We start from the raw sequence: 24888 nt of genomic DNA, 5'->3' as shown, positions 1-24888 counted from the left end.
ACGGGGCCCGGTCATGCCGCCCTGCCCAGGGCGAGCGCCACCTGCTGGCCCGCCAGGCCGCGGGCGAGCGCGAGCGCACCGGTCAGCCGGGCCTCGCGGGGCTGGCCGGGTATCCAGTCGAGGTCGCAGCCCGGGTCGGGATCGTCGAGGTTGGCCGTGGCCGGGGCCACGCCCGCGTCCAGCGCCAGCGCGGCGATCGCCGCGTTCAGCGCCCCGGCCCCGGCGACGAGATGCCCGGTCTGCGGCTTGACGCTGCTCGCCCACACGCTGTCGGCGTGGGCCGCGAGCGACCGGCGGATCGCCTGGGTCTCGCTGAGGTCCCCGAGCGTGGTCGCGCAGCCGTGCGAGGCGATATAGGAGACGTCCTCGGCGGGCATGTCCGCGTCCCGCAGCGCCGCCGTGATCGCGCGGACCAGCCCGCGGCCGTTCGGGTCGGGCGTGACGACCATGCCGCCGTCGTTACCGGCGCCCACCCCGCGTATCTCGGCGTAGCAGCGGGCACCCCGGGCCAGCGCGGCCTCGCGCTCCTCCAGGACGAGGAAGGCGGCGCCGTCGCCGAAGACCGATCCGCTGCGGGTCCGGTCGTAGGGCCGGCAGGCCGCCGCACCCAGCTCGTTGCGGGACGACAGCACGCCGAGCCCGTCCATCTTCGACATCGACCACCAGGAGGTCGGGTCGTCGAACCCGCCGGCGAGCGCCAGATCGGCCTCGCCGCGCCGTACCGCGCGCGCCGCGCGTCCCACCGCGCTCGCCCCCGCCTCGGCCGTGCCCGCGAAGTAGGCGTTGGGGCCGAGGAAGCCGTACGCCTCGGAGATGTAGAACAGCGACGCCGCCTGCAGCCCCTCGACGTAGAACAGCGGTGTCAGCGTGGAGGACGCGACCCGTCCGAGTCGGTGGTAGTCGGCGCGGCCGTCGTCGGCGCGGGCGGCCAGCGCCCCGGCCACCACCCCCTCCGGCCGGGAGAGCTCCTTGTTGCCGCCGACGAAGAGACCGGCCCGCTCGCCGAAGGGCCGCTGGTCCTCCAGGCCGGCGTCACGCAGCGCGAGGACGGCGCCGACCATCGCGATCTCGTCGTTGGGGGTCATCTTGCGCAGCGTCCGGCGGCTGACGTACCGCCTGGGGTCGAAGTCCACCAGTTGGGCGCCCAGCTGGGTGCGCAGTGACGACGGGTCGTACCCGCGCAGGGGCGCCACGCCGCCGCGGCCCGCCAGTATCCCGTCCCAGGTGTCCTGGACGCCCTCACCGAGTGCTGTGAGCAGCCCGATCCCGGTGATCACGACTTTTCTCGCATGCTGCCCGCTCATACCGTCGCCGCCAGCATCGATGGTTCCCGCAGCAGGTCCAGCGCCCGGGCGGAGGCGACGGGACGCCCGTCGACGGTGACCGAGGCGGTGCACCGGGCGGTCTGCTGACCGCGGTCGAGGACCCGCACGGTGATCTCCGCCTGGTCGCCGGGCCGGACGAAGTGGCGGAAGCGCACCACCCGCGCCCCGGACAGCCGCCAGCGTTCCCCCGGCGCGGCCAGGACCACCCCGGCCAGAGCCACCATGCTCTCGAAGAGCAGCATGCCCGGCAGTACGGGGAAGCGCGGGAAGTGGCTGTCGAAGACGTCCAGCGTCCCAGGGACGTTACGGATAGCTACCGCCTGCCGGCCGTGTTCAAGCTGGACGAGCCGGTCGAAGGCTGTCGGCAGCGGTTCCGAGCCGATGTCGGCGCCGGTCATGATTCCTCCTTGGGGGTGCCGACCACCAGGCAGGTGTTGGTCCCGCCGAACGCGAACGCGTTGACCATGACGCCCGACACCGGCATCGGCCGGGCCACCAGCGGGACGTAGTCGAGGTCGAGCCTGGGATCCGCGGTGTCGAGGTTCACCGTCGGCGGGACGACCGAGTGCTGAATGGCACCGAGCGCGGCGAGCAGGTTCAGCGCGGCGCTGGCCGAGGTGAGATGGCCGGTCATCGACTTCGGCGAGCTCACCACGAGGCGGTGGGCGTCGGCGCCGAACACCTCCTTGATCGCCGTTGTCTCGGAGGCGTCGTTGCCCGGGGTGCCCGTCCCGTGCGCGACGACGTAGTCGATGCCGGCGGGTCCGAGCCCGGACTCGGCCAGCGCCTGGGCCATCACCTGGATGGCGCCGCGGCCGTCCGGCGGCGAGTCGGTGATCCGGTAGGCGTTCAGGGTCGAGCTGTAGCCGAGGAGCTCGGCGAGGATCGGCGCCCCGCGCGCCCTGGCCGCGGACAGCTCCTCCAGCACGACGACGACCGCGCCCTCCCCGATGACGAAGCCCGACCGGTCTGCGTCGAACGGGCGCGAGGCCCGCGTCGGGTCGTCGTTGTAACGGTCGGTCAGCGCGCCGAGCAGGCTGAAGCCCAGCAGGTCCATCCAGGTGGTCAGGGCGTCGAAACCGCCGGCGAGCATGAGCGTCGCGTCACCGTCCTGGATGTGCCGGAACGCCTCCCCGATGGCGTGCCCCGACCCGGAGCAGGCGGTGCTGACGCTGACCATCGGCCCGGTGCAGGCGGCCAGCCGCGCTATCGCGGCGACCGGCACGTTCTGGTCACGCAGCAGCACGTCGCCGGGCGGATGCCGGAAGATCTCCCGGTTGTCGGTGCGTTCCCGCAGGTAGCCGATGTCCACGACCTGCTGGAGCTCCGGGCGTCCGACGCTGCCGCCCATCGCGACGCCACACTCGTCGGGGTCGTAGGTGGCGGGGGTGACCTTGGCTTCGCGCAACGCCTCCGCCGCCGCCGCCAGCCCGAACCCGCCGGCCCGCGACAGGTGCCGCCAGCCGGTGGCCTCGGGAACGAGATCGCGCAGGTTGAAGTCCCGGACCTGACCGCCGATGCGGACCGAGAACGTCGAGGTGTCGAAGGTGGTCAGCCGGCCCACCCCGCTGCGGCCGGCGACGAGGTTCGTCCAGGTGGTGGCCGCGTCGTTGCCGACCGGGGTGACCGCGCCGAGCCCGGTGATCGCCACGCGCCTCACGGTGCGCTCACCGCCCCGGTCAGCTGGTCAGCCATCCGGGCCGTGGCGACCGGGTCGTCCAGCCGCTCGGCGTCGATGAGGGCACACATGATGGACGTCGCGGTGAGCACGGTGCGCTCGCCGACGCTGACCGTCCCGTCCAGGACGGCGACCTCGTCCGAGATCGACACGACCGTGCCGTCGAGCAGCAGCACGTCACCCGGTGTGACATCACCGAGGAACGACACCTCGCCCACGGACAGCAGCGCGGCCCGTTTACGGTGCCCGCTGCTCATCATCACCAGCCAGGTGCCCGCCTGGCAGAGGGCCTCGAGCACCAGCGGCGGCGGCATGACCGGCCCGGTGAGGCCGGCCCGCCAGAACTGCTCCGTGCCGGACGTCACCTTGCGCCCGACGATCCGCCGGTTCGACTCCCAGGAGTCGATCCGGTCAACGAGATGAAAGCGCATCGGCCGCGCCTGCCTTCCTGTCGGTTCACGCGCCTGTCGGCTGCCGGCCCGCCCGCCCGCGGGGAGCGCGGTCATGTTCCCTCCGCGCCGCCGGCGAGCCCGGACTGCCGGGGCCCCCGAAGTCCCGGGTGCTTCAGTCGGGACGGCCGGTGCCGAGCACGGCCGCGGCCCCGCCGTCCACGCGCAGCAGTTCCCCGGTCATGTACTCGGCGTCGGGCCCGGCGACGAAGGCCACCACCCGGGCGACCTGTTCGGGGGTGGCGAACTCCCGCAGGGGGATGCGCCGTTTGATGGCCTTCCCGCCGTCCCTGGCCAGCAGCCCGCCGACAAGATCGGTGGGGACGAAGCCCGGGAGCACGGCGTTGACCCGCACCTTGAAGCGGGCCAGCTCCAGCGCGCAGTTGCGGGTGAAGGCGTTGATCGCCCCCTTGGACGCCGCGTACGCGGACTCGCCGGTCCAGGCCCGCTCGCCCATCACCGAGGAGATGTTGATGATGGCGCCGGCGCGTTCCGCCATGAAGTGGCCCATCACGGCCTGTGTGCAGTTGAAGACCCCGCCGAAGTTGACCCGCATGACCTCGAGCCAGTCCGCCGGCGCCATGGTGTAGATCAGTCCGTCCCGGGTGATCCCCGCGTTGTTCACGAGGATGTGCAGCCCGCCCAGCTCGGCGCGGGCCCGCTCCACCAGCGTGCCGGCCTGCTCGGGGTCCGCGACGTCGGCGGCGAGCGCGACGGCCTTCCCACCGGCCTTCTCGATCTCCTCGACGACGGCCTGCGCCTCGTCGACGCGGGACCGGTAGTTCACGGCGACGTGCGCGCCGTCGTCCGCGAGAGCCAGGGCGATCGCGCGGCCGATGCCGCGGGACGCCCCCGTGACAAGGGCGACCTGCCCTGCCAGCTTTGTCACGTCGCTTCCCTTCCTGTCGTTGCGGCCGGCCGGCCACGTCGGCCGGTGTCGCTGGTCGTCGATCGGTGCCGTCGATCCGTACCGCCGGCCGGCGCCGCGGGTCGGTGCCGCCGGTGGGCGTGGGTGTTCGCCGCCGGTGTTCGTTGCCGCCGGTCCGTTACCGGTGCTCGCCGCCGGTGCGTCGACGGGTGCGCGACAGGGCGCGGCGCGCGGCCCCGCCGGGGTCATCCCCCGCCGTGGTCACCCGGACGGAGTGACCACGGCGGAATCCCGTTGCCGGAGCCTCCAGATGCCGAGCCCTGCCACCGGAACCCGGTGCCGGAGCGCTCAGGCGCTCACCGTGACCGTGGCGCGCAGGACCGCCAGGTCGACGAGATTCTGCACGGTGAACAGGCTCATCACCTGGTCGGCCGGGAGCTTTCCGGCCAGTTCCTCGGCGTCGATCTGCGGCATGACCTTCTTCAGCTGGGCCAGGCCGACCGGGGTGATGATCTCGTTCTCGTCGCCGAACTCCGAGTCCGGGATACCGCCCTGGATGTGGTTGCCTATGTCGGCCGCCTGGATCTTCACGCCGGTCTTCCGCTCGATACGGAAAAGGATGTCCAGCAGGTCGATCGATTCCGCGCCGAGATCCCCGATCAGGGTGGACGACGGGGAGACCTCGGTCTCGTCCAGGCCGAGGGCGTCGGCGACGGCCTCCTGGACAGCGGTGGAGAAGGCGGCGGTGTCGGTCATGGGACTGTCCTTCCTTTCACTCGGATCGCGCAGCGGATCGAGATGCGCTGGCAGCTGTGACACAGTGCGGGTCGATACAGTCGAAAATGGTCATAACAGGTATGTATCGACATGAAATTTTTAGTTGAACGAACCGGGCCTTTCGGGYCTCGGCCTCCCGCGGAGCCAGAACGTCGGTCAGGCCGGGCGGATCCGTTCCGGGCCGGTCGGAAATTCGTGATCCAGGAGCGTCGAATCGCGGCACCGGGGAGACACCCGGTCGCGATGGCAGTGCCTTTCTCGTTTCCCGCCCGGTCCCCTGGCCGCGGAACACCGTGATCGGGGAGGGAACACCGGCCTGCCACAGCCGGTGTGCTATGCGGGGACCGCCGGCCGCGGCGCGCCCTGGCCGGCGGTGGCGAGCAGCGCGTCGATCGCCTGGGGACGGGCGGTCCCCAGCGCCCGGACGTCCGGAACGATCCGCTTGGCGAATCCCGTCAGGACCCGGCCCGGCCCGACTTCGACGAGCAGGTTGTGACCGTCCGCCACGGCCCGTCGCACGGTGTCGACCCATCTGACCGGCTCGACGAGCTGCCGCCGCAGCAGCAGACGCACCTCCTCCGCCCGTCGGACGTAGCCGCCGGTGACCGCGCTGAGCACCGGCAGCTGCGGTTCGGCGAACACGTGCCGGTCGAGCTCGGCGCCGAACTCGGCCTCGATGTCGCGCATCAGGGAGCAGTGGAAGGGCGCGCCGACATCGAGCCGCACGATCCGTTCCGCGCCGGCCCGCGCCGCCAGCGTCTCGATGTGCGCGACCGCCTCCGTCAGGCCCGAGACGACCGTCTGCCCGGGGTCGTTGTAGTTGGCGATCTCCACGACGCCGGTGCCGGTGACGTCCCGGCACAACGCCTCGACCCGCTCGGCCGGCAGCCCGATGACCGCCGCCATCGCGCCCGGGGTACGGCTGCCGACCTCGGCCATGAGCTCGCCGCGGCGGCGCACCAGGCGCAGCACGGACTGCGCGTCGAGCACCCCGGCGGCGGCGAGCGCCGCGTACTCGCCGAGGCTGTGTCCCGCGACGCCGGACGCCTCGAAACCACCGGCCCGCAGCACCTCGAGCACGGCCAGGCTGGTCGCGGCGATCGCGGGCTGGGTCACGTCCGTGCGGCGCAGCTCCTCCGCCGAGCCCGACACGCACAGCTTCGTCAGCGGGAGGCCGAGGACGTCGTCCGCCATTGCGAAGATCCGGCCCGCGGTGTCCGGGTAGCGCCTGACGAGGTCAGCCGCCATGCCGGGCCGCTGGGAGCCCTGCCCGGGGAACATGGCCAGACAACGGGTGCCCGGTACGCGCTCCCCCGCAGCCCCGCCCGCGGTCTGCCCCGCCCCGAAGGCCGGTGCCTGTGGGACCTGCGCGCCGAGGGCTTCCGCACGGGCAACTTCCGCACGGGAAACTTTCGTGTCGGAAGCTTTCGCGTCGGGGCGGTGGACCGTGGCTGTACCGGGGATCCGGGTCATCTCGGGGTTCTCCCTTCCGATCGGTTGGCGGGTGCGCCGTGGAGGCCGGGCGCGGACGGCCCGGGTACCACGCGCGGGCCGGGCCCCCAGGCACCGGGCACCGTGCGCGCCACGACAGGCTGCTCGTTGGACCACGGCCGCTGCCGGCTCGCGGGCCTGGCCGGGACCGGCGGCACGGCGGCGGCCGTCACCACCCGCAGCGCGATCAGCACGGCGGCGAGCTCCTCGCTGGTGGGGTGGCCCCGGGTCACGGCGATCGTCGCGGCCGCCGGCCCGTCCGCCGTGGCGGGCAGCGGCGGCCGCGGCGGGACACCGACCGCTCCCGCCGGCGGGATCCGGACCGCGGACGGTCCCGAGCGCAGGCTCTGCGGACTCTGTGGCACCGTCACTCCTTCCTGCTCCAGTCCCTGGTCCCGCCGGTTTCGCTGTCGGTTGCGGTGGCGCTTCGCCGTCGGTTTCGTCGTCTGTTTCGCTGTTGCCTGCGCCGTCTCGCCTGTTGCTGCGTCGTCCCGCCGTCCCACCGGACGGCTGTCTCGCCGGCCGGCCAGGGCGCGTGCTCCGGGCCGCGGCCTCGCGATCGCCCTCTCGGGACGGCGTCCGCAGCCGGCTCCCCGGTTCGGCCGGCTTTCCCGGCCGATGCCTCGAGACGGCTTCGCAGTGGAATCCGCCGAGGGGCAACGCCGCCGGTCGTTCGGCGTCCCATCGGCGGCGCGGACGTCTACAGCGGCTCGTTGGGGTGTTTGCGAATCTGCTGTACGTGCCGCTTGGTCCGCAGAAAGGCCAGCMCACGGACGATCATCCGGCGGGTGTCGGCCGGGTCGATGACGTCGTCGACATGACCCCGCTCGGCGGCGGCATAGGGATGCAGCAGCGCATCGCTGTACTTCTTCGTGAGTTCCGCGCGCAGCTGGTCGGGGTCGTCCGCCGCCGCCAGCTCCTTGCGAAATATGATGTTCGCGGCCCCGTCCGCGCCCATGACCGCGGTCTGGTTGACCGGCCACGCGAACGACAGGTCGGAGCCGATCGATTTGGAGTCCATGACGATGTAGGCGCCGCCGAACGCCTTGCGAAGAATAACCTGAATCCGCGGCACGGTCGCCTCGCAATAGGCGTACAAAAGCTTGGCGCCCCGACGGATGATGGCATTGTGTTCCTGGTCGACCCCGGGCAGGAAACCAGGTACGTCGACCAGCGTGACCAGCGGAATATTGTACGCGTCACACATGCGGACGAATCGCGCCGCTTTCTCCGAGGCGTCGATGTCGAGCACGCCGGCCAGCACCATCGGCTGGTTTCCCACTATCCCGACGACCCGCCCGTCGAACCGGGCCAGGACGCACACGATGTTGCGGGCCCAGTGCGCCTGCACCTCCAGGTACTCGCCGTCGTCCACGATCTCCTCGATGACGGCCCGGATGTCGTACGGCGTCCGCTCGTTCGGCGGCACGATCCGCAGCAGCTCCGGGCACCGGCGGTCGGGGTCGTCGGACGACGCGACCACCGGCGGTGCCTCGTTGTTGTTCGACGGCAGGAAGGAGAGCAGGTAGCGGACCTCGTCCAGACAGGTCTCCTCGTCGTCGGCGAGGAAACTCGCGACACCGGTGCGTTCGGCGTGGACCTGCGCTCCGCCGAGTTCGGCCTGGGAGACGTCCTCACCGGTCACCGAGCGCACGACGTCCGGCCCGGTGATGAACATGTTCGCGGTGTCGCGGGTCATGAAGATGAAGTCCGTCAGTGCCGGGGAGTACACCGCGCCACCGGCGCAGGACCCAAGAACGACACTGATCTGGGGGACGACCCCGGAAAGACGGACGTTACGTGCGAAAAGCCCACCGAAACCGGCGAGCGCCGCGACGCCCTCCTGGATCCGCGCGCCACCGCCGTCGTTGAGGCCGATGACCGGCGCGCCGATCGACTCGGCCAGGTCCAGCACCTGGTGGATCTTTGCCGCGAACGTCTCGCCGAGCGCGCCGCCGCGGACCCGGGCGTCATGCGCGAAGACAACCACGCTGCGACCGTCCACCGTGCCGAATCCGGTGACCACCCCGTCGCCGGAGGGGTGGGAACGCTCCATTCCGAAACCGGTGGCCCGGTGCTGGGCGAACAGATCGAGTTCGGTGAAGGAATCCGCGTCCAGCAGCTGCTCGATGCGTTCGCGGGCGGTGAGCTTGCCGCGGGCGTGATGCCGCCGGGTGGCTTCCGGATCGTCTCCCTGTTCGGCGAGCAGCCGCCGCCGGRCAAGAAGCGCGGTGTGCTGCTCGAGGGTCAGCGGCTCGCTTTCCCGGGCTGCCTCCGACGAAATCCCGTCGGAGTCCCGGGAGATCGGCCGCCGGTTTCCCTGGTCGGGGATGAGCTGGTTGGGAAGGGCCCAGTACGCCGCGGGTTCGACAGTGCTTTCTTCGCCGTCCGGACTGTTGCGCAGGACTGAAACCACCAGCGATCCCTCCTTCTGGTAACCCGGTGGCCCGGGCCTCCCGACGTCGCGGAAGAAACGTGACCTCGCGGCCTCCGATCTTCCCGGGTGGCCGCTGTACCGAGCTTGGACGATCGCACTGGGAAAAATTCTTGAGAGATCCTTGAATCGAGCCGACTTGCCCCATGCAAGTGATATTGATCACAAGCGCGAGTATCAGCTGTCGCGATACGGACATGATTAGCCCGTCGCGTGGAATCGTATTCGTACGGAGCGTACGCGACGGCAGGCCGAAATGTCGCCGGCCGGACAGCGGCCATATCGCGTACATTGCTGTCCGAAATATTGTGGCTGTTACCCTCGCGCACCCGCCTCGCCCCGGCCGGGCCACGCGTGCCGGCATCGACACGCACCACGGCCGCCGGTCCGGCCCCGGCGGCCGTCGACGGCCCGCTCCGGTCGACGGAGCGTGGTGGCGGAGCGCACGGCAGCAGCCTGGTGCCAGGCGAGGCACCGGCACGGCACCCGGCCCGGATACGGCTGGCAGCACGGCACACCTGCCGCGGCCGGGCCACCGCACAACAGCGGCCCGGCCGCAACGGGGCACGCCAGCGGTATGGGCAACGAGCACACCAGCGGCCCCCGGTACGAAGCCCGGGCCCGGCCCCAGGTACGAAGCCCGGGCCCGGGCACGGGCCCGACAAGCCTGGGCAACGGGCATGCCGGCGGCCCGACGTCAGCGGCGCGCCAGAACAGCGTCCGGCCCGGACGCCSTGTCACCGCTCAGCGTCGCGACATCCGTCGCCGCGATATCCGTGTCCTCATGGGCGCACCAGAACAGCGTCCGGCTCGGACGCTGTGAGCGTGACCCTGCCCGACCAGGTCAGCGACCCGGGCGCGGGCAGCCCGTCGGCATCCAGCATGATCGCCCGTTCGACGCCGGTGACCGTCACCGTCGAGCCCGGGTCGACCACACCAGCCGGGGCCCGCAACACCTCGAGCGTGGCGATGTCGGCGAGCTTCGTGCCCGGGGGCAACTCCACCGCGGTGGCGACCGCGCCGTCCTGCTGCACGGACCAACCGGAGATCATGTGGTCCGATCGGTAGAGGACGTCCGGATCACCCGCGAGCCGGACCCCGACCGTGGTGCCGACCCAGGCCAGTGCCGGCGCGACCGAGGCGACCGAGACGGCCGGAACGGACGTGGTCTTGCGGATCACGACGTACAGGTAGTTCCGCAGGTCGGACAGTGCGGGTGTGTACGCGGACGCCACCGGCTCGATCTTCTCCTCGCGGCGCGCCTCGGCCGCGGACAGCTGGTAGGTCCACCCCGCGGCGTCCATCATCTGTTCCCGCGCCTCGCCCGCGGCAAGCTCGTGATCGGCGGCGAGGAAGAACCGCATACCGCCAGCGCCACCTCCGGCTCCGGCTCCGGCTCCGGCTCCGGCGATCACGGCACACACCATGTTGTTGCCCGTGCACGTCCGCAGCACGGGATGGCCGTTCTCGTAGCGGCCGGTGAACGGCAGCGTCACATGGTTGGGGCCCTGATAGACCGCCGACCCCGGCACCACGGACCCGGCCGCGTCGAGCTCGACCCGGTACACCCACTCGATGTCGGTCTGGCGTCCCCAGCGTGCCTGYAGGTACCCGGGATCGTCACCGGTGCCGCCGTCCTCGTTGCTGAACATGACGCTGTACTCCAGCACCGTGTGGCCCGGCCGGCCGGCCACCGGCGCCTGGGTGTGCCAGGCGAGCAGCGGGGTGTCGGTGTGGTTGTTCTGGAAGAGCCCACCGAACTCTGGCAGTGACCGTCCGTAGAGGATCGGAGCGTACACGAGCGGATCCGGCGCTCCGGGCGTCCTGGGTGCCACCGCCGACACCGACAGCTCATCGATCACCACCGTCTGCGCGCCGGCGCTGGACGCCTGCCCGTCCAGGGTGATCGTGAGGGTGTGGGCGCCGGCCCGCAGCCGCCCGAGCTGGACCTGCCTGATGATCGGATGCGCGGCGGGCACGACGAGGTCGGTCGCGGGCACACCGTCCACTGCGATCGCGAGCACCGCGGACTCCGCGCCCGGGACCGCCCAGTCGACCCCGGGGGCCCGGGCGGTGACCTCCGCCACCCCCTCGCCGTCATGCCGTGCCTGGACGGCCAACGAGTACGAGGCGCTCCCGCGCGCCAGCGTGACCGGTGTCTGCGCGACGGCGTCGGAGCCGGCGTCGAGAGCACGGTGGTCAGCGGAGCTGATGTCGAGAGCACGGTCAGCCCGGGCTGCGACGTCGGCGGCACCGGCCCCCGCGGCGGCTTCGACAGCCCTGACAGCCCCACTACCCGGGTCAAGGCCGGCGGTGCCGGTATCCGGGCGGGCGGCGCCGGATCTCGCCGCGGCGGTGTCGGCGACCTGGGTGGCATGGGCCGCCCGGGCGGCCCCGTCGGCTACCCCGCCCCCGCCGGCGGCGTCATGCTCCGGCGTATCCGCGATCAGGACGGCGACGAGGAGCGCGAGAACGGCCCGTGCCCACCACGTCCGCGCCACCGTCGTCACCGTTACCGCCGTCGTCACCGCGTCACCGCTGCTCAGCCACCTTCACCGCTGCTCACGTCGCCCGCCCGGCCACCGTTCACCGCTGTTCGGGTCAACCACTGCTGCCAGCCACTGTCCAGGTCGCCACTGTCCAGATCGCGCCACTGTCCAGATCGCGCCACTGCTCAGGTCACCACTGTTCGGGGCGCAGCGGCACGAACACGGCTGGCCCAGCGGGGGCGTCCGCCGCCGCGACGTCCACCAGCCGGACCGGCTCGGTGTCGGCGAGGGCTGCCAGCCGCCACGCCGGGGCGGCCACGACCGCCCCGTACAGGCAGGCGCAGGAGTCACGGAGCGCCACCGCCTCGTCCGCGGCACGCTCCCGGGCGTCGGCGTCACCGATGCCACCCGCATCGGCGGTACCCACATCGACAGCGGCCACGTCGGCCACGTCGGCGGTGCCGGCCTGGGCGGCCGCGGCGTCGGCGTCGGCGGCGCGTGCGAAGGCGGTCCGGATGTCGGCGAGCGGGTCACGGACGTCCGCGGACAGTGCCGTGCCGTCAGGGGGAACCCGGAAGAACACGCGCACGGTCCGCAGGTCCCGGAGCAGGTCGAGGGCCTGCTCCGGCGTTCGGTACCCCGGAAAACTGACGACCCCGTAGGTGTCGGGGTGGCGGCCGGGCGGCTCATCCCGCCGGGCCGCGGCGGCCAGCCGTGTCCGCGCCGCCGTCAGGTAGCCCGCCACCGCCTCCCGCTGTCCCAGGCCCACCAGGATGGCGGCCGCCGGCATCTCCTCGACCCGCGTGGGGACCGCGATCGGAGCGGGGACGGGGACCGGGCCCGCGACCATGGGCGAGGCGGTGGCAGCGTCGGCGCCAGGGACGACATCGGGGGCGGTGTCGGTGACAGGGGCTCCCGACAGTGCGCGGGCCGACCCGGCGACCGGATCCACCTGCTGTCTCAGCGCGGGTACCGCCATCCGCGGCAAGTCGAGCTGCCCAAGATCACGTCCGCCGGCCGGGCCGCGCGCCAAGGCCGCGATCGCGCTCACCCCGATCACCGAAACTACGCCCAGCACTGTCATTCGCACGCTCCGTTCGATGACGGAGCGGCCACGAAGGCCCCGCCGGGCCAGGCCACCAGCGGCGGTCGTGTCAGCTGTGTCAGCTGTGCCGGCCGAGCCGACAGCGGCAGCCATGCCGGCTGAGCCACCAGCGGCAGCCATGCCGGCCGGGCCGGCAGCGGCGGCTGTGTCCCGCGGCTCGGCGGTCCCACGCCACGCCGCGCTTCGCCCAGCGGCCACGACAACTCGGCTTGCGGTAGCGTTGCCGACCGGGTCACGTCCATCACCGTACGGTGTAACCCTGTCGCTGCGCGACCTGGTGGACGTGTCATCGTCACCACCATCACCGCTGGCCGGATCATCCGTGCGTACACCCGGCGCGGCCAGGCTGCCCAGCAGCACCCGGCTGCCCGGCAACCCATGGACGTCCAGGGCGACAGTTCGCAGACGCGAGGCCCGGGCGGTGAACCCGTCCAGGATCCGGCCCGCGACCGGCAACACGCGTTCGTCCAGACGGTCGAGGCCAACGAGCGCACGCCGTGCCGCGCCCACCACGGCCCGTCCCGCCCGCGGCTTCCCCGCATGGTCGGTGGCCCCACCCCCAGCCATGATCGCGATCGGGGCGCTGGCCCCGTCCTGGCCTTCGGCAGCCGTCCGGCCCGTCGTTTCGACCCCGCCCCTGGCCACTGCCCGGACCCTGGTGAACCGGGCTCTGGCGCACCGGCGTCGCACCGCCCGGAACACGACCGTCGGACGACCGGTGACAGTCACGACTGCCGCCGAAGAACGGCTACCGCCTCCGCGAGATCAGGTGGGTCGGGGCTGGTGAACGTCACCTTCCGCCCATCCGCGGGATGGGCGAAGGACAGCTGAGCGGCATGCAGCCACTGCCGGGCCAGCCCGAGCCGGYCGGCGAGAACCGGATCAGCGCCGTAGGCGAGATCGCCGACGCAGGGATGCCGCAACGCCGACATGTGCACCCRGATCTGATGGGTCCGCCCGGTCTCCAGACGCACCGACAGCAGCGACGCGGCTCGGAAAGCCTCTTCGGTGTCATAGTGGGTGACGCTGGGTTTTCCACCCGCCACCACGGCAAACAGGCCGGACTTACGCGGGTGACGGTCGATCGGCGCGTCCACCGTGCCGCTGGACGGATCAGGATGCCCCTGCACCAGAGCACGGTAGATCTTTTCGACCTCGCGGTCCCGGAAAGCCCGTTTCAACGCGGTGTAGGCACGCTCACTTTTCGCGACGACCATGATGCCCGTCGTGCCGACGTCGAGACGGTGGACAACGCCCTGGCGCTCCGCGGCACCACTGGTCGCGACGCGGTAGCCCGCGGCGGCAAGCCCACCGATCACGGTCGGGCCGGCGAAGCCGGGCGCTGGGTGGGCGGCCACCCCGACCGGCTTGCTGACCACCACGATGTCGTCATCGTCATGGATCACCTGTAGGCCGGGCACCGGCTCGGCCGCCACCCGGACCGGATTCGGCGGGGGCGGCAGCCGCACGTCGAGCCACTCCCCGGCGCCGACCCGGTCGGAGCGGCCGCGTACGGTTCCGTCCACGCTGGCCTGGCCGTCGTCGACGAGCTGGGCCGCGGCCGTCCGGGACAGCCCGAACATCCGCGCGATCACCGCGTCCAGGCGCAGCCCGTCCAGCCCGTCGGGAACCGGGAGCGCACGCCTGTCCCCCACATCGCCCCCTGCCACGGCCACCTGGCCGGTTTCGCCGCCGGCCGCGTCACCGGCTTCGTTACCGGCCGTATTGCCGGTTGCGTTACTGTCCATCGCGGTCGTCGATGTCCGTCGCGTGCCGGCCGTCGGGGCCCGCCGGCCCGTCCGGATTCGGCTGGCCGTCCCGCGGGGCGGGCTGGCTGTCCAGAGCGGTACCGAAGGCCGCCAGGATGACCGCGACCACCCCACCGATCACGATCGCCGAGTCGGCGATGTTGAACACCGGCCAGTTGTGCAGGTGGATCCAGTCCACGACGTGCCCGCGCAGCGGCGCCGGCGCGCGGAAGATCCGATCGCTGAGGTTGCCCAGGGCCCCACCGAGCAGCAGRCCGAGCACGACCGCCCACGACAGCGACGTCAGCGTTCGGGCGGTGCGGACGATGATCACGACAACCACCAGGGCGACGATGCTGAACAGTACGGTCGCGCCACCAGCGATACTGAACGCGGCCCCCGGGTTACGCGTCAGCCGTAGGTCGAGTACGCCGGGAAGCAGCTCGATCGGTGCCCGGTCCGACAGGCTCGCCACAGCGGCGATCTTCGTGACCACGTCGATGGCGAGGATCACAAGACCGGCACCGGCCACCGTGGCCACCGCGCGTGGCGACCGGCACACCCGATACGGCTCGCCGCCGGTACGGCTCCCGCTGATGTGACTCTCCTCATGGGCCGACGACACGTCGAAATCCGGACCAGCAGGATCATCCAGGTCCGGGATGGACTTCCCGTTTTCCACCTCGGCCGTCACATCCCACCGATCCCGCCCGTGGACGCCCTCTCCCACACCTGCCCCACTCTACGGGCAGCGCCTTCATGCCCGGAACGCACCATGACCGTCGCCCTCGCGCCACCCCGCGCGCACCTGCCGTGGGCGGAGACCCCGGCCGTAGCCGGCCGTAGGTGGAAACCGTCATCCCCACAGCGATTTCTACCTACGGCTTCCACAGCTGTAGGTGGAAATCGCTGCTGCCACAGCGGTTTTCACCTACGGGCCGGCGGCCGGGCCAGGCGGCCACCCGGGCCGGCCGAGGTGGTCGGCCCGGGATCCCAGCTCCGGATGCCGGGGGCCCACCGAATGCTCCGTCCCATCCACTACGCTTGGTACAGCGGACGGCGTTGACGGGACGAGTAGCGGCGGGCGCAGCCAGGGACGACCGCCCTCAGGACGGCGTCCAGCGAGCCGGGGACGGTGCGAGCCCGGCGGCCAGCGCGCTGCGAAGATCACCCCTGAGCCGCCGGGAGAACAGGGCCCGCGCCCCCAGTAGATCCRGCACCGCGCGCGACGAGTGGTCTGTCCGGGCCGCCACACCGGCGTCCCGGGAGGCAAGGAGGGTGGTACCGCGGTGCCACCGCGCCCCGGCGAACGCCGGGTACCGCGGGGTGTCGTCCCTCCGTTGGAGCCCGAACCCGACGGAGATCTGCCCATGCCGACCCGACCCACCGAGCCGAACCAACCCACCGAGCACACCCCGTCCACCCTGTCCACCCAGCTCACCGGGCATGCCCCAGCCGCCCGGCCAGCCGGGCACGCCCAGCCCGCGCCGGTGTTCCCGCCGCTGCCGACCCAGGTCGACCTGCCCGCCCTCGAACGCGACATGCTCCAGCGCTGGAAGGACCTGAAGGTCTTCGAGCGCTCCCTGGACGCGACCGCCAACGGCCCGCAGTGGGTCTTCTACGAGGGTCCCCCGACCGCCAACGGCAGGCCGGGCGCCCATCATGTCGAGGCGCGCGTCTTCAAGGACCTCTTCCCTCGCTTCCGCACGATGCGCGGCTTCCACGTCCCGCGCCGCGCTGGCTGGGACTGTCACGGCCTGCCCGTCGAACTCGCCGTGGAAAAGGAGCTGGGCTTCACCAGCAAGAGYGACATCGAGGACTTCGGCATCGCCGAGTTCAACGCCCGCTGCCGCGAGTCGGTGCTGCGCCACGTCGCCGACTTCTCCCGGATGACCGAGCGGATGGCCTACTGGTGCGATCTGGACAACGCCTACCGCACCATGGACACCCCCTACATCGAGAGCGTCTGGTGGTCGCTCAGGCAGATCTTCGACAGGGGGCTGCTCGTCGAGGACCACCGGGTCACCCCGTACTGCCCGCGTGACGAGACACCTCTGTCCGACCACGAGGTCTCCCAGGGGTACGAGGACGTGGTCGACCCGTCGGTGTACGTCCGCTTCCCGGTGACCTCCGGGCCGCTCGCCGAGGCGGGGGTGAGCCTGCTGGTCTGGACGACCACCCCGTGGACGCTGGTGTCGAACACCGCGGTCGCCGTGCATCCGGACGTCACCTACGTGGTCGCCAGGACCTCCGCCGGCGGGCGCGAAGGCGAGCTGGTGCTGGTGGCCGAGCCGCTGCTCGCCGCCGCGGTGGGCCCGGACGCCGAGATCGTCCAGACGGTCCGCGGCGCGCAGCTGGCGGGGGTGACCTATGCCCGCCCGTTCGAGCTGCTGCCGGCGGCGGACTTCGCCGCCCCGGCCACGGCCACCGGCCATGCCGCCGGCCGGGCTGCCGGCCAGGCCGCGGTGACGGCGGCGGCCGCGCACTCGGTGGTCCTCGCCGACTATGTCACCACGACCGACGGCACCGGGCTGGTCCACCAGGCCCCGGCCTTCGGCGCCGAGGACCTCGCCGTCGCCCGTGCCCACGGGCTGCCCGTGGTCAACCCGGTGGGCCGTGACGGCCGGTTCGTCGCCGGCGTCCCGCTGGTCGGCGGGCTGTTCTTCAAGGACGCGGACGCACCTCTCGTCGACGACCTGCGTTCCCGCGGGGTGCTGTGGCGGGCCGAGGACTACGCCCACAGCTACCCGCACTGCTGGCGCTGCCACACCCCGTTGATCTACTACCCGCTGCCGTCCTGGTACATCCGGACGACCGCGATCGCCGACCGGCTGCTGGCGGAGAACGAGCGCACCGACTGGCACCCCCCGAGGATCAAGCACGGCCGTTACGGGGAGTGGCTACGGGGCAATGTCGACTGGGCGCTGTCGCGTAACCGCTACTGGGGCACGCCGCTGCCGATCTGGCGCTGCACCGCCGACCCCGCGCATCTGACCTGTGTCGGATCGCTGCTGGAGCTGTCCTCCCTGGCCGGGCGTGACCTGTCCGGGCTCGACCCGCACCGGCCGTTCGTCGACGAGGTCACGATCGCCTGCCCGGACTGCTCGGCGGTGGCGCGCAGGGTCCCGGACGTGATCGACGTCTGGTACGACAGCGGGGCGATGCCGTTCGCCCAGTGGGGCGCGCCGCACCGCAACCGCGAGGAGTTCGCGGCCCAGTACCCGGCGCAGTACATCTGCGAGGCCATCGACCAGACCCGCGGCTGGTTCTACACCCTGATGGCCATCGGGACGCTGGTGTTCGACCGCTCGTCGTACGAGACCGTGCTCTGTCTCGGCCTTCTCCTCGACTCCGAGGGCCGCAAGATGAGCAAGCATCTGGGCAACGTCCTCGACCCGTTCGAGCTGTTCGAACGGCACGGCGCGGACGCGGTGCGCTGGCTGATGCTCGCGGCCGGCTCGCCGTGGTCGGACCGCCGGGTCGGCCACGAGGCGCTTGAGGACATCGTCCGCAAGGTGCTGCTGACCTATTGGAACACCGCGTCGTTCTTCGTCCTGTACGCGAACGCCGCGGGCTGGGCGCCGGGACATACGCCCGCCACCGAGCCACAGGCCCGGCCGGTGCTCGACCGGTGGGCGCTGTCCGAACTGAACGCCACGATCATCGAGGTCACCGAGGCGCTGGACGGGTTCGACGCACTGCGCGCCGGGCGCCGCCTGACCCGCTTCATCGACGAGCTGTCCAACTGGTATGTGCGCCGCTCCCGGCGGCGGTTCTGGGAGGCCGACCCGGACGCTCTGGAGACCCTCTACACCTGCCTGGACGGCCTGACCCGGCTGCTGGCCCCCTTCATCCCGTTCCTCACCGACACGCTGTGGTCGAAGCTGGCCGCCGGTGTGCGGGCGGACGCCCCGGACTCGGTCCACCTCGCCGACTGGCCGACCCCGCGGCCCGACCTCGTGGACGCGCCGCTCGCCGACCGGATGGACCTGGTGCGGCGGGTGGTGGAGCTCGGCCGGGCGGCCCGGGCGGGCAGCGGTGTGCGGACCCGCCAGCCGCTGGCCCGCGCTGTGGTGGCCGCCCCCGAGTTCGCCGGGCTCTCCGCGGACCTGCGCGCCCAGATCGCCGAGGAGCTCAACGTCATCACCGTCGAGGCCGCGGCCGCCGATGTGGTCGACGTCACCGTGAAACCGAACTTCCGGGCGTTGGGCCGCCGGTTCGGCAAGCGGACCCCACTGGTCGCGGCGGCCGTCGCCGCCGCGGGCCGGCCGGTGGACGGACGGCTCACCGTCGAGGTGGACGGCGAACGGATCGAGCTCGCCGGTGACGATCTCATCATCTCCGAGACCCCGCGGCAGGGATGGGCCGTGACCTCGGAGTCGGGGCTGTCCGTGGCCCTCGACCTGGAGATCACCCCCGAGCTGCGGCGGGCCGGTGTCGCCCGGGATGTGGTGCGGGTCCTGCAGGAGGCCCGCAAGGCCGCCGGTCTGGACATCACCGACCGGGTCGACGTCCGCTGGACGGCGGACACGCCGCAGACCGCCCAGGCCCTGCGGGAGCACGCGTCCGCCGTGGCCGCCGAGGTCCWTGCCGTGACGTTCGCCGAGGGCGCCGGCCCCACCGGCCAGCAGGCGGGCCAGAACACGGAGCAGAACACGGACGAGGCCGGCCAGCACACGCCGGATCTCGGGCTGACATTCTGGCTGCGACCGGCGGCGGGCACGGCGGGCACAGCCGGCTGACAGGTCGCGGGCAGGAGCCGTGGGCAGGCTTCGCCGGGAGTGTTTCAGGCCGGGAGACTCAGTGGGTGTCCCGGCCTGCCGGTGGGCGTCGGGACGGCCTGCGCGCCCCCAGCGGCAGCAGTGCCGCCGCCAGCAGGCCGATCACGATCGAGGCATAGACGAAACCGGTACTGCCCAGGACTCCCGCGCCCAGCAGCGCGGCCGACAGCAGGACAAGAACACCGCTGAGGACGGTCATGGCCGGACGGTGGTCATGGCTGACATCACCGGAACGAATTTCGCGGACCGGACATTGTGGACCCGGAGGTTCACATGACCGGTACACCGGGATGATGGATGCATCCAGCGCCTTTTCCGATATTTTCTAATATTTTCTGACGATCCTGTCGGTTCCCGGCGGCCCGTCACAGCTCCTGGCCAGGCTGCTACCGATGAGACGACGAGAAATGCGACGTCCCCCGGCCTGAAAAACTGGCGTCCGCGCGGGCGGAACGGGCAACCGGTGTCCAGAAGCCGATTTTCCCCTCGGTGGCCGGCCCCCCTGGTGACAACCCGGCTGGTGGCGGCACGGAAACACCGGCTCCGCGGGACAGGCCCACCGGGGAGTGGTCCACAAGGTAGCGGTCCGCCAGTCGCTGGTCCGCCAGGGGGCGGTCCATGACACCGTGGCCGGGCATCCCGTCGGCGACGACGCGGCAGGTGGTGTCGTCAGGGTACCGGCCCCCCGCACAGGTGAGGATCTACCAGGCGGGCCTGCACACCCGATGGCCTGAGTCAGGCTGGCAGGACCCCGGCAACGTCGATACCCCAGGATCTGGGGAACTCCGGGCCCTGGAAACCGCCAGGGCCGGGGAAGCCCAGGAGCCTGCGGCCCCCTGGACACACCCTGCAACCGGGCGCGCGCTGCCACACCGCGGCACCGCCTGGGCCTGCGGGCTCCTAGAAGTCCTGCAACCCGGAAGGGTCCCGACGGGCGGCTGCCTCCACGTCGGGTGCGCGTACCCCACCGTTGTCGTTCCCGCGTGCCATCGCGCCCGCGCCCAGGGGCGAAGCGGTCGGGAAGGGCGAGGACTGGGCGGATGCCCCTGCCGGCGAGTTGGCGCTGATCCCGACCGGCGGAGGCGGCGGAGGCGGGGAACCGGTGCCGGGGTTCAGCGGCGGACGGGACGGCCCACMGGACCCGACGGCCGGCTGTGTCGGCATGCCGTCCAGGTCGCGCAACTGCATCTCCAGGTAGGCGCGCAGCCTGGTCCGGTACTCGCGCTCGAAGGCCCGCAGCTGTTCGACCTGGCCTTCCAGGCGACGCTTGTCGTCCTCCAGGCCACCGAGCTGTTCGGCGACGTGCGCGCGGGCCTCACCGATGATGCGGTCGGCATCGGCGCGGGCTTCGCGGCGGGCCCGCTCCGACTCGTTACGGGCCTCTCGCAGTGCCTCGTCCGCGGTGCGCTGGGCGAGCACGAGGGTACGGGCCACGCGCTGTTCGATCTCGGCGTCCAGCTGGCTGTTGCCGGTGCGGGCCGGGGCCGCGCCCGCCGGGGACACGGCCGGGATGACCGTGGTCGCCGCCGCCGGCTGCGCGGCGGGACGTTCGCGGGCCGCCGCCTGCGCGGCCTGCACCGCCTGGGCTGCCTGTGCCTGCGCCTGCGCAACCTGGCGCCGGGTTTCCTCCAGCTGCCTGCGCAGCTGCTGGTTTTCCTCCAGCACCTGAGCGGGTACACCGGAACCACCGCCGCCCGTGCGGCGGGCTTCGTCAAGTTGCCGGCGTAGGTCGGTGTTCTCGTCCAACAGGCGGGTGAGCTCGCTCTCGACGTCGTCGAGGAAAGCGTCAACCTCGTCCTCGTTGTAGCCGGTGCGGAACCGGGTTGGACTGAAGACCTTGTTCTGTACGTCCTGCGGTGTCAGARCCACGTCGCCTCCTCATGATGCGGCATCGCCGTTCCCCGGAGAGGGCGGTCCAGYGGCAGTCTGCCGCGCGCATTCGCCACGTGCGCGACTTCGTCACAGCCCATCTGCGAGTCTCCGCAAGACCCAGATCACAACTAAGATCAATAAGAATCCGAGGTCAAATGCCACGTTACCGACCCGAAGGGGTGGGACGAACCGCCGCACGAATCTCAGCGGGGGATCGGTGACGGTGTACACGGACTCAAAGACTAGTACGAGGACTCCAGTGGGACGAAAAGTACGGCTCAGGGAGACCACTAGATCTATCACTACGCGAGCGAACAGCAACAGTAGGTAGACCAGCAGGAGTGCGGAGATCACGTCACCCAGTGTGCTGATGGCGAGCTCTCCTGTACCTGCGGGGACCTGCGTCCGGCGACAGCTGAAATATGATCATGACTGGTTGTAGAAGCCACCCTCACGGATGCGCCGCTTGTCGGTCTCGGTGACCTCGACGTTGTGCGGCGAGAGCAGGAACACCTTGTTGGTGACCTTCTCGATCGATCCGCGCAGGCCGAACACCAAGCCGGCGGCGAAGTCGACCAGCCGCTTGGCGTCAACATCATCCATCTCGGTCAGATTCATGATAACCGGAGTCCCGTCGCGGAACTCCTCGCCTATCTGCCGCGCCTCATTGTAGCTTCGCGGTTGCAGAGTGGTGATCCGGTACGCTGATGGCTCCTCGATCGCCGACGGTCGGCGCATCGGCACCGGACCGGCTGGCCGGAGCTGTTCCACCGGGGGACGTCGCGGCATCGCAGGCGGCTCCTCACGCGCATCTATCCGACGGACCGACCGCTCGGCGGGCACAGGCTCACCGACATCGCGACGATCGTCACGACCGGCGTCGTCGTACTCGTCTTCCTCGAGGTAGCTTTCATCCTCCTCGGCCAGACCGAGGTAGACCATCGCCCTGCGCGCCACACCCATGAGCGCGACTCTAAGGGACAGCGCGCCGTGGACCGAACAAAGCCGTCCCGATGCGAAGGTGTGTCGCGCCTTCGGCCACCGCGTCGGGGAAGTCCGCCGACATGCCGGCGCTGATCACCGACGCCTCCGGGTGCTCTCGACGAAGCATCCGCGAAACCTCACGCAGCCGCGCGAAGGCCGGCCGGGCCGGCAGACCACGCGGCGCGACCCCCATCACCCCGGCGAGGACAAGGCCGCGACTGGCGGCTACGATCTCGCCGAGAGCGAGGACGTCGGCTGGGCGGGCACCACCGCGACCGGTGTCGCACCCGGGCGGGTCCAGCGACACCTGGAGGCACACGACGATCTCCCGGTCGTGCGCGAGAGCCCCGGCGGCCAGCGCGTTCACCAGTGGCACCCGGTCGACCGACTGCACCCAGCCGGCCCACCGGGCCACCGGGCGGGCCTTGTTGCGCTGGAGCTGGCCGACAAAATGCCAACAGGGCCATGATCCGGAGGACGATCCGGGGCCGGCTGCCGGCGTGGCCGCCGGATCCGGCCGAGGCGGCTGGCCGTCGTCCCCCTCGGGGGCGGTCTGCGGTGCCGATGGCCGCCACGCGGACGAAACCTCGCTGTCAAGTTCGCGACAGGACTCGTGGGCGGCGAGGTACTTTGTCACAGCCGCCACCTTCGCCCGGGCCTCCTGTTCGCGGTTCTCCGCGAAATGCGTGACGCCGGACCCGGCGAGCAGGACGACGTCCGACGCCGGCCAGTTCTTGCTCACTGCGATGAGGGTGAGCTCGTCGGCCTGGCGCCCCGCCGCGGTGGCCGCCGCGGCGATCCGCGCACGGACGTCTGCGAGGTTGCGCCACAGCTCCTCGCGCCGCCGCGCGGCGGCCGGCCCGCTCACCGCCGGCCCGCCCGCTGCCGGTGCCGCCGTCACCGGGCCCACCCGTACCGTGGCGCCGCCCGTCCGCCGGCCGGTCCCGCCCGCCACGGGCCGGCCTTCTCACGGCCGTGCGACAGGACGGCCAGGACGGGCCGCGGGTCGTTCCCGACGCGTCTCCCGCCACGCTTCCCAACGAACTTCTCAGCGATCTTCCAGACATACCGCTCGACGTACTGCTCGACGTACCGCTCGACGAACATGGCCGCCACCTGGATCCGGACGGGTACCGGCACCGAAGTTATTTGAGGAAGTCGGGGACGTCGAGTTCGTCATCGTCGTCCGCGACCGGCCGGACCGGCCGGCGAGGTGCCGCGTAGCTCGGCCGGGGCGCCTCCCTGGGCTCCTTGTACGGCGGGTGACCCTGGTCGGCTCCGGCGTCGGTCCCCTCCCGCCGGGACGGGGCCGGTCCGTCATGGTTGTAGTCCCGGTTGTCGGCGCCGCCAGCCGTCTGGCCGGGAGCGGCCGCGCGGGGCTGGGCTGCCGGCTGGGGCGAGGAACGGGCCGCGGACACCGCGCTGTGCGGGGCCGCCGCCGTCGCGGGGACGGACCTGGACTGCGCGGCCGCGGCGGCGAAGGGCGAGGCCGGGGCGGTCGTGGCGGACGCCGCGGGCGGCGTGGCCGCCGCGGGGGTGACCGTGGACGTGGATCCCGATGTGCCCGAGGCCGTGCCGCCCTGCGCGGCGGTGGAGTTCCCCGTGCTGGCGGGTGGGCTGGCGGGGCCGCGGCGGGTGCCGGGCAGGAACGCCTTGGGCCGCTGCGGGATGGTGTCGAAGCCCGCGGCGATGACCGTCACCCGGACCTCGTCACCGAGCGCGTCGTCGATCACCGCGCCGAAAATGATGTTCGCTTCGGGGTGGGCTGCGTCGGCGACCAGCTCGGCGGCGGCGTTGATCTCGAACAGGCCGAGGTCGGAACCACCGGAGATGTTCAGCAGGACGCCCTGGGCGCCGTCCATGCTCGCTTCCAGCAGGGGCGAGGCGATGGCCTGCTCGGCCGCGACGATGGCCCGGTCGTCGCCGCGGGCCCGCCCGATACCCATCAGGGCGCTGCCCGCGTGTGACATGACGGTCTTGACGTCGGCGAAGTCGAGGTTGATCAGGCCGGGGGTGGTGATGAGGTCGGTGATGCCCTGCACACCGGAGAGCAGCACCTGGTCGGCGCTGCGGAACGCGTCCAGCACGCTGATGTCACGGTCGGTCATCGCCAGCAGCCGGTCGTTCGGGATGACGATGAGGGTGTCGACCTCGTTGCGCAACGCGTCGATCCCGGCTTCGGCCTGGGTGGCGCGGCGGCGTCCCTCGAAGGTGAACGGACGGGTGACGACACCGATCGTCAGGGCGCCCAGGGACCGGGCGACGTTGGCCACCACCGGCGCGCCGCCGGTGCCCGTGCCACCGCCCTCCCCGGCTGTGACGAACACCATGTCGGCGCCCTTGAGGACTTCCTCGATCTCTTCCCGGTGGTCCTCGGCCGCCTGCCGGCCGACCTCCGGATCCGCGCCGGCGCCGAGGCCGCGGGTGAGTTCACGGCCGACGTCGAGCTTGACGTCGGCGTCGCTCATGAGCAGAGCCTGGGCGTCGGTGTTGATCGCGATGAACTCGACGCCCTTGAGACCGACCTCGATCATGCGGTTGACGGCGTTCACACCGCCACCGCCGATCCCGACGACCTTTATCACCGCCAGGTAGTTCTGTGGAGCTGCCATGCGGTGTCGGTCCTCCAGCGGCATCGATGGGCGGACGGGGGGCGTGCCCCAGCCGGCCGGCGCGGCAGGGAAGGCTGCACCGAGCGGATGGAACGGGTAACGATCGGTGAGCTTCAACCTTCACCGTCAGCTAGACAGTTAATGTTATGTCAACTTCCGACCGTGGACCGGACAGTAGGGAGGACCAACCCGGGGGTCAAGGACGCACTCGGCGCGTCACGTCACACCTTTCCCGTCCGTTCGGTCACATCATCCGCCACACCCGGGATGAGCGC

General features: G+C 71.7%; 22 protein-coding genes. 1 reads left to right on the top strand and 21 read right to left on the bottom strand.

Going from position 1 to position 24888, the window contains the following annotated elements; all coding sequences use genetic code 11:
- Nucleotides 1-11: 11 nt before the first annotated feature.
- From BL254_RS04505 to BL254_RS26815, 14 genes are all read right to left on the bottom strand, one after another.
- Nucleotides 12-1304: a beta-ketoacyl synthase gene (locus tag BL254_RS04505; RefSeq protein ID WP_047221939.1), complete on the bottom strand. Its 1293-nt coding sequence runs from the start codon at nucleotides 1302-1304 to the stop codon at nucleotides 12-14.
- The gene (locus BL254_RS04500; RefSeq protein ID WP_047221940.1) at nucleotides 1301-1723 is read right to left on the bottom strand and encodes a 3-hydroxyacyl-ACP dehydratase FabZ family protein; all 423 of its coding nucleotides are present in this window, start codon (nucleotides 1721-1723) and stop codon (nucleotides 1301-1303) included. The genes BL254_RS04505 and BL254_RS04500 overlap by 4 nt, the downstream gene beginning before the upstream one ends.
- Complete coding sequence (locus BL254_RS04495; protein ID WP_235433320.1) at nucleotides 1720-2976, bottom strand: beta-ketoacyl synthase; 1257 nt, start codon at nucleotides 2974-2976, stop codon at nucleotides 1720-1722. Before BL254_RS04495 ends, BL254_RS04500 begins: the two co-directional genes overlap by 4 nt.
- 5 nt (nucleotides 2977-2981) lie before the next feature.
- Nucleotides 2982-3509, bottom strand: coding sequence for a 3-hydroxyacyl-ACP dehydratase FabZ family protein (locus BL254_RS04490; protein WP_235433321.1), 528 nt, complete (start codon nucleotides 3507-3509; stop codon nucleotides 2982-2984).
- A 58-nt stretch (nucleotides 3510-3567) separates the two neighbouring features.
- Nucleotides 3568-4341, bottom strand: a complete 774-nt coding sequence (locus BL254_RS04485; RefSeq protein WP_047221943.1) for an SDR family NAD(P)-dependent oxidoreductase — start codon at nucleotides 4339-4341, stop codon at nucleotides 3568-3570.
- A gap of 327 nt (nucleotides 4342-4668) precedes the next feature.
- Nucleotides 4669-5076, bottom strand: coding sequence for an acyl carrier protein (locus BL254_RS04480; RefSeq protein ID WP_047221944.1), 408 nt, complete (start codon nucleotides 5074-5076; stop codon nucleotides 4669-4671).
- A gap of 354 nt (nucleotides 5077-5430) precedes the next feature.
- Nucleotides 5431-6570 carry an ACP S-malonyltransferase gene (gene fabD, locus BL254_RS04475; RefSeq protein WP_076842595.1) on the bottom strand — a complete coding sequence of 380 codons (1140 nt, stop codon included), beginning with the start codon at nucleotides 6568-6570 and terminating at the stop codon, nucleotides 5431-5433.
- Nucleotides 6567-6953, bottom strand: coding sequence for an acyl-CoA carboxylase epsilon subunit (locus BL254_RS26820; RefSeq protein WP_175648280.1), 387 nt, complete (start codon nucleotides 6951-6953; stop codon nucleotides 6567-6569). The genes fabD and BL254_RS26820 overlap by 4 nt, the downstream gene beginning before the upstream one ends.
- Nucleotides 6954-7288: 335 nt before the next feature.
- Entirely contained in the window at nucleotides 7289-8872 is a 1584-nt protein-coding gene (locus BL254_RS04465) for an acyl-CoA carboxylase subunit beta (protein ID WP_371389995.1), read from the bottom strand.
- Nucleotides 8873-9804: 932 nt separating this feature from the next.
- Complete coding sequence (locus BL254_RS29065; RefSeq protein WP_076842592.1) at nucleotides 9805-11550, bottom strand: hypothetical protein; 1746 nt, start codon at nucleotides 11548-11550, stop codon at nucleotides 9805-9807.
- A 151-nt stretch (nucleotides 11551-11701) separates the two neighbouring features.
- Nucleotides 11702-13345, bottom strand: coding sequence for a hypothetical protein (locus BL254_RS04455; RefSeq protein ID WP_047221946.1), 1644 nt, complete (start codon nucleotides 13343-13345; stop codon nucleotides 11702-11704).
- On the bottom strand, nucleotides 13342-14364 hold the full coding sequence (locus tag BL254_RS04450) for an RluA family pseudouridine synthase (protein ID WP_254857796.1): 1023 nt from the start codon (nucleotides 14362-14364) through the stop codon (nucleotides 13342-13344). Before BL254_RS04450 ends, BL254_RS04455 begins: the two co-directional genes overlap by 4 nt.
- Nucleotides 14354-15058 (bottom strand): signal peptidase II, encoded by a 705-nt coding sequence (locus tag BL254_RS04445; protein ID WP_254857794.1) that lies wholly within the window; start codon nucleotides 15056-15058, stop codon nucleotides 14354-14356. Before BL254_RS04445 ends, BL254_RS04450 begins: the two co-directional genes overlap by 11 nt.
- 412 nt (nucleotides 15059-15470) lie before the next feature.
- Nucleotides 15471-15617, bottom strand: a complete 147-nt coding sequence (locus tag BL254_RS26815; protein WP_175648279.1) for a hypothetical protein — start codon at nucleotides 15615-15617, stop codon at nucleotides 15471-15473.
- Nucleotides 15618-15734: 117 nt separating this feature from the next.
- Here BL254_RS26815 and ileS point away from each other — a divergent pair, with 117 nt between their 5' ends.
- Nucleotides 15735-19106 (top strand): isoleucine--tRNA ligase, encoded by a 3372-nt coding sequence (gene ileS / locus BL254_RS04435; protein WP_083730832.1) that lies wholly within the window; start codon nucleotides 15735-15737, stop codon nucleotides 19104-19106.
- 58 nt (nucleotides 19107-19164) lie between these two features.
- On the opposite strand, the gene BL254_RS04430 is transcribed toward ileS, so the two are convergent.
- The 7 genes from BL254_RS04430 to ftsZ form a co-directional block, all read right to left on the bottom strand.
- The gene (locus tag BL254_RS04430; RefSeq protein ID WP_047221947.1) at nucleotides 19165-19344 is read right to left on the bottom strand and encodes a hypothetical protein; all 180 of its coding nucleotides are present in this window, start codon (nucleotides 19342-19344) and stop codon (nucleotides 19165-19167) included.
- 701 nt (nucleotides 19345-20045) lie between these two features.
- A complete protein-coding gene (locus tag BL254_RS04425) occupies nucleotides 20046-21014 on the bottom strand; it encodes a DivIVA domain-containing protein (protein WP_076842590.1) in 969 nt (322 codons plus the stop codon).
- A 90-nt stretch (nucleotides 21015-21104) separates the two neighbouring features.
- Nucleotides 21105-21371: a YggT family protein gene (locus tag BL254_RS04420; protein WP_013874282.1), complete on the bottom strand. Its 267-nt coding sequence runs from the start codon at nucleotides 21369-21371 to the stop codon at nucleotides 21105-21107.
- Between the two features lie 72 nt (nucleotides 21372-21443).
- Entirely contained in the window at nucleotides 21444-21980 is a 537-nt protein-coding gene (locus tag BL254_RS04415; protein WP_047221949.1) for a cell division protein SepF, read from the bottom strand.
- A 10-nt stretch (nucleotides 21981-21990) separates the two neighbouring features.
- Nucleotides 21991-22902, bottom strand: coding sequence for a YggS family pyridoxal phosphate enzyme (locus BL254_RS04410; protein ID WP_235433324.1), 912 nt, complete (start codon nucleotides 22900-22902; stop codon nucleotides 21991-21993).
- Entirely contained in the window at nucleotides 22899-23108 is a 210-nt protein-coding gene (locus tag BL254_RS04405) for a hypothetical protein (protein WP_139342173.1), read from the bottom strand. The genes BL254_RS04410 and BL254_RS04405 overlap by 4 nt, the downstream gene beginning before the upstream one ends.
- A gap of 38 nt (nucleotides 23109-23146) precedes the next feature.
- Complete coding sequence (ftsZ, locus tag BL254_RS04400; RefSeq protein ID WP_047221996.1) at nucleotides 23147-24613, bottom strand: cell division protein FtsZ; 1467 nt, start codon at nucleotides 24611-24613, stop codon at nucleotides 23147-23149.
- Between the last annotated feature and the right edge of the window lie 275 nt (nucleotides 24614-24888).

This window comes from Protofrankia sp. BMG5.30 (assembly GCF_001983005.1).
GTDB lineage: Bacteria > Actinomycetota > Actinomycetes > Frankiales > Frankiaceae > Protofrankia > Protofrankia coriariae.
The sequence above is the reverse complement of the archived record's forward strand: the minus strand, read 5'-3'. Positions and strand labels throughout refer to the sequence as shown.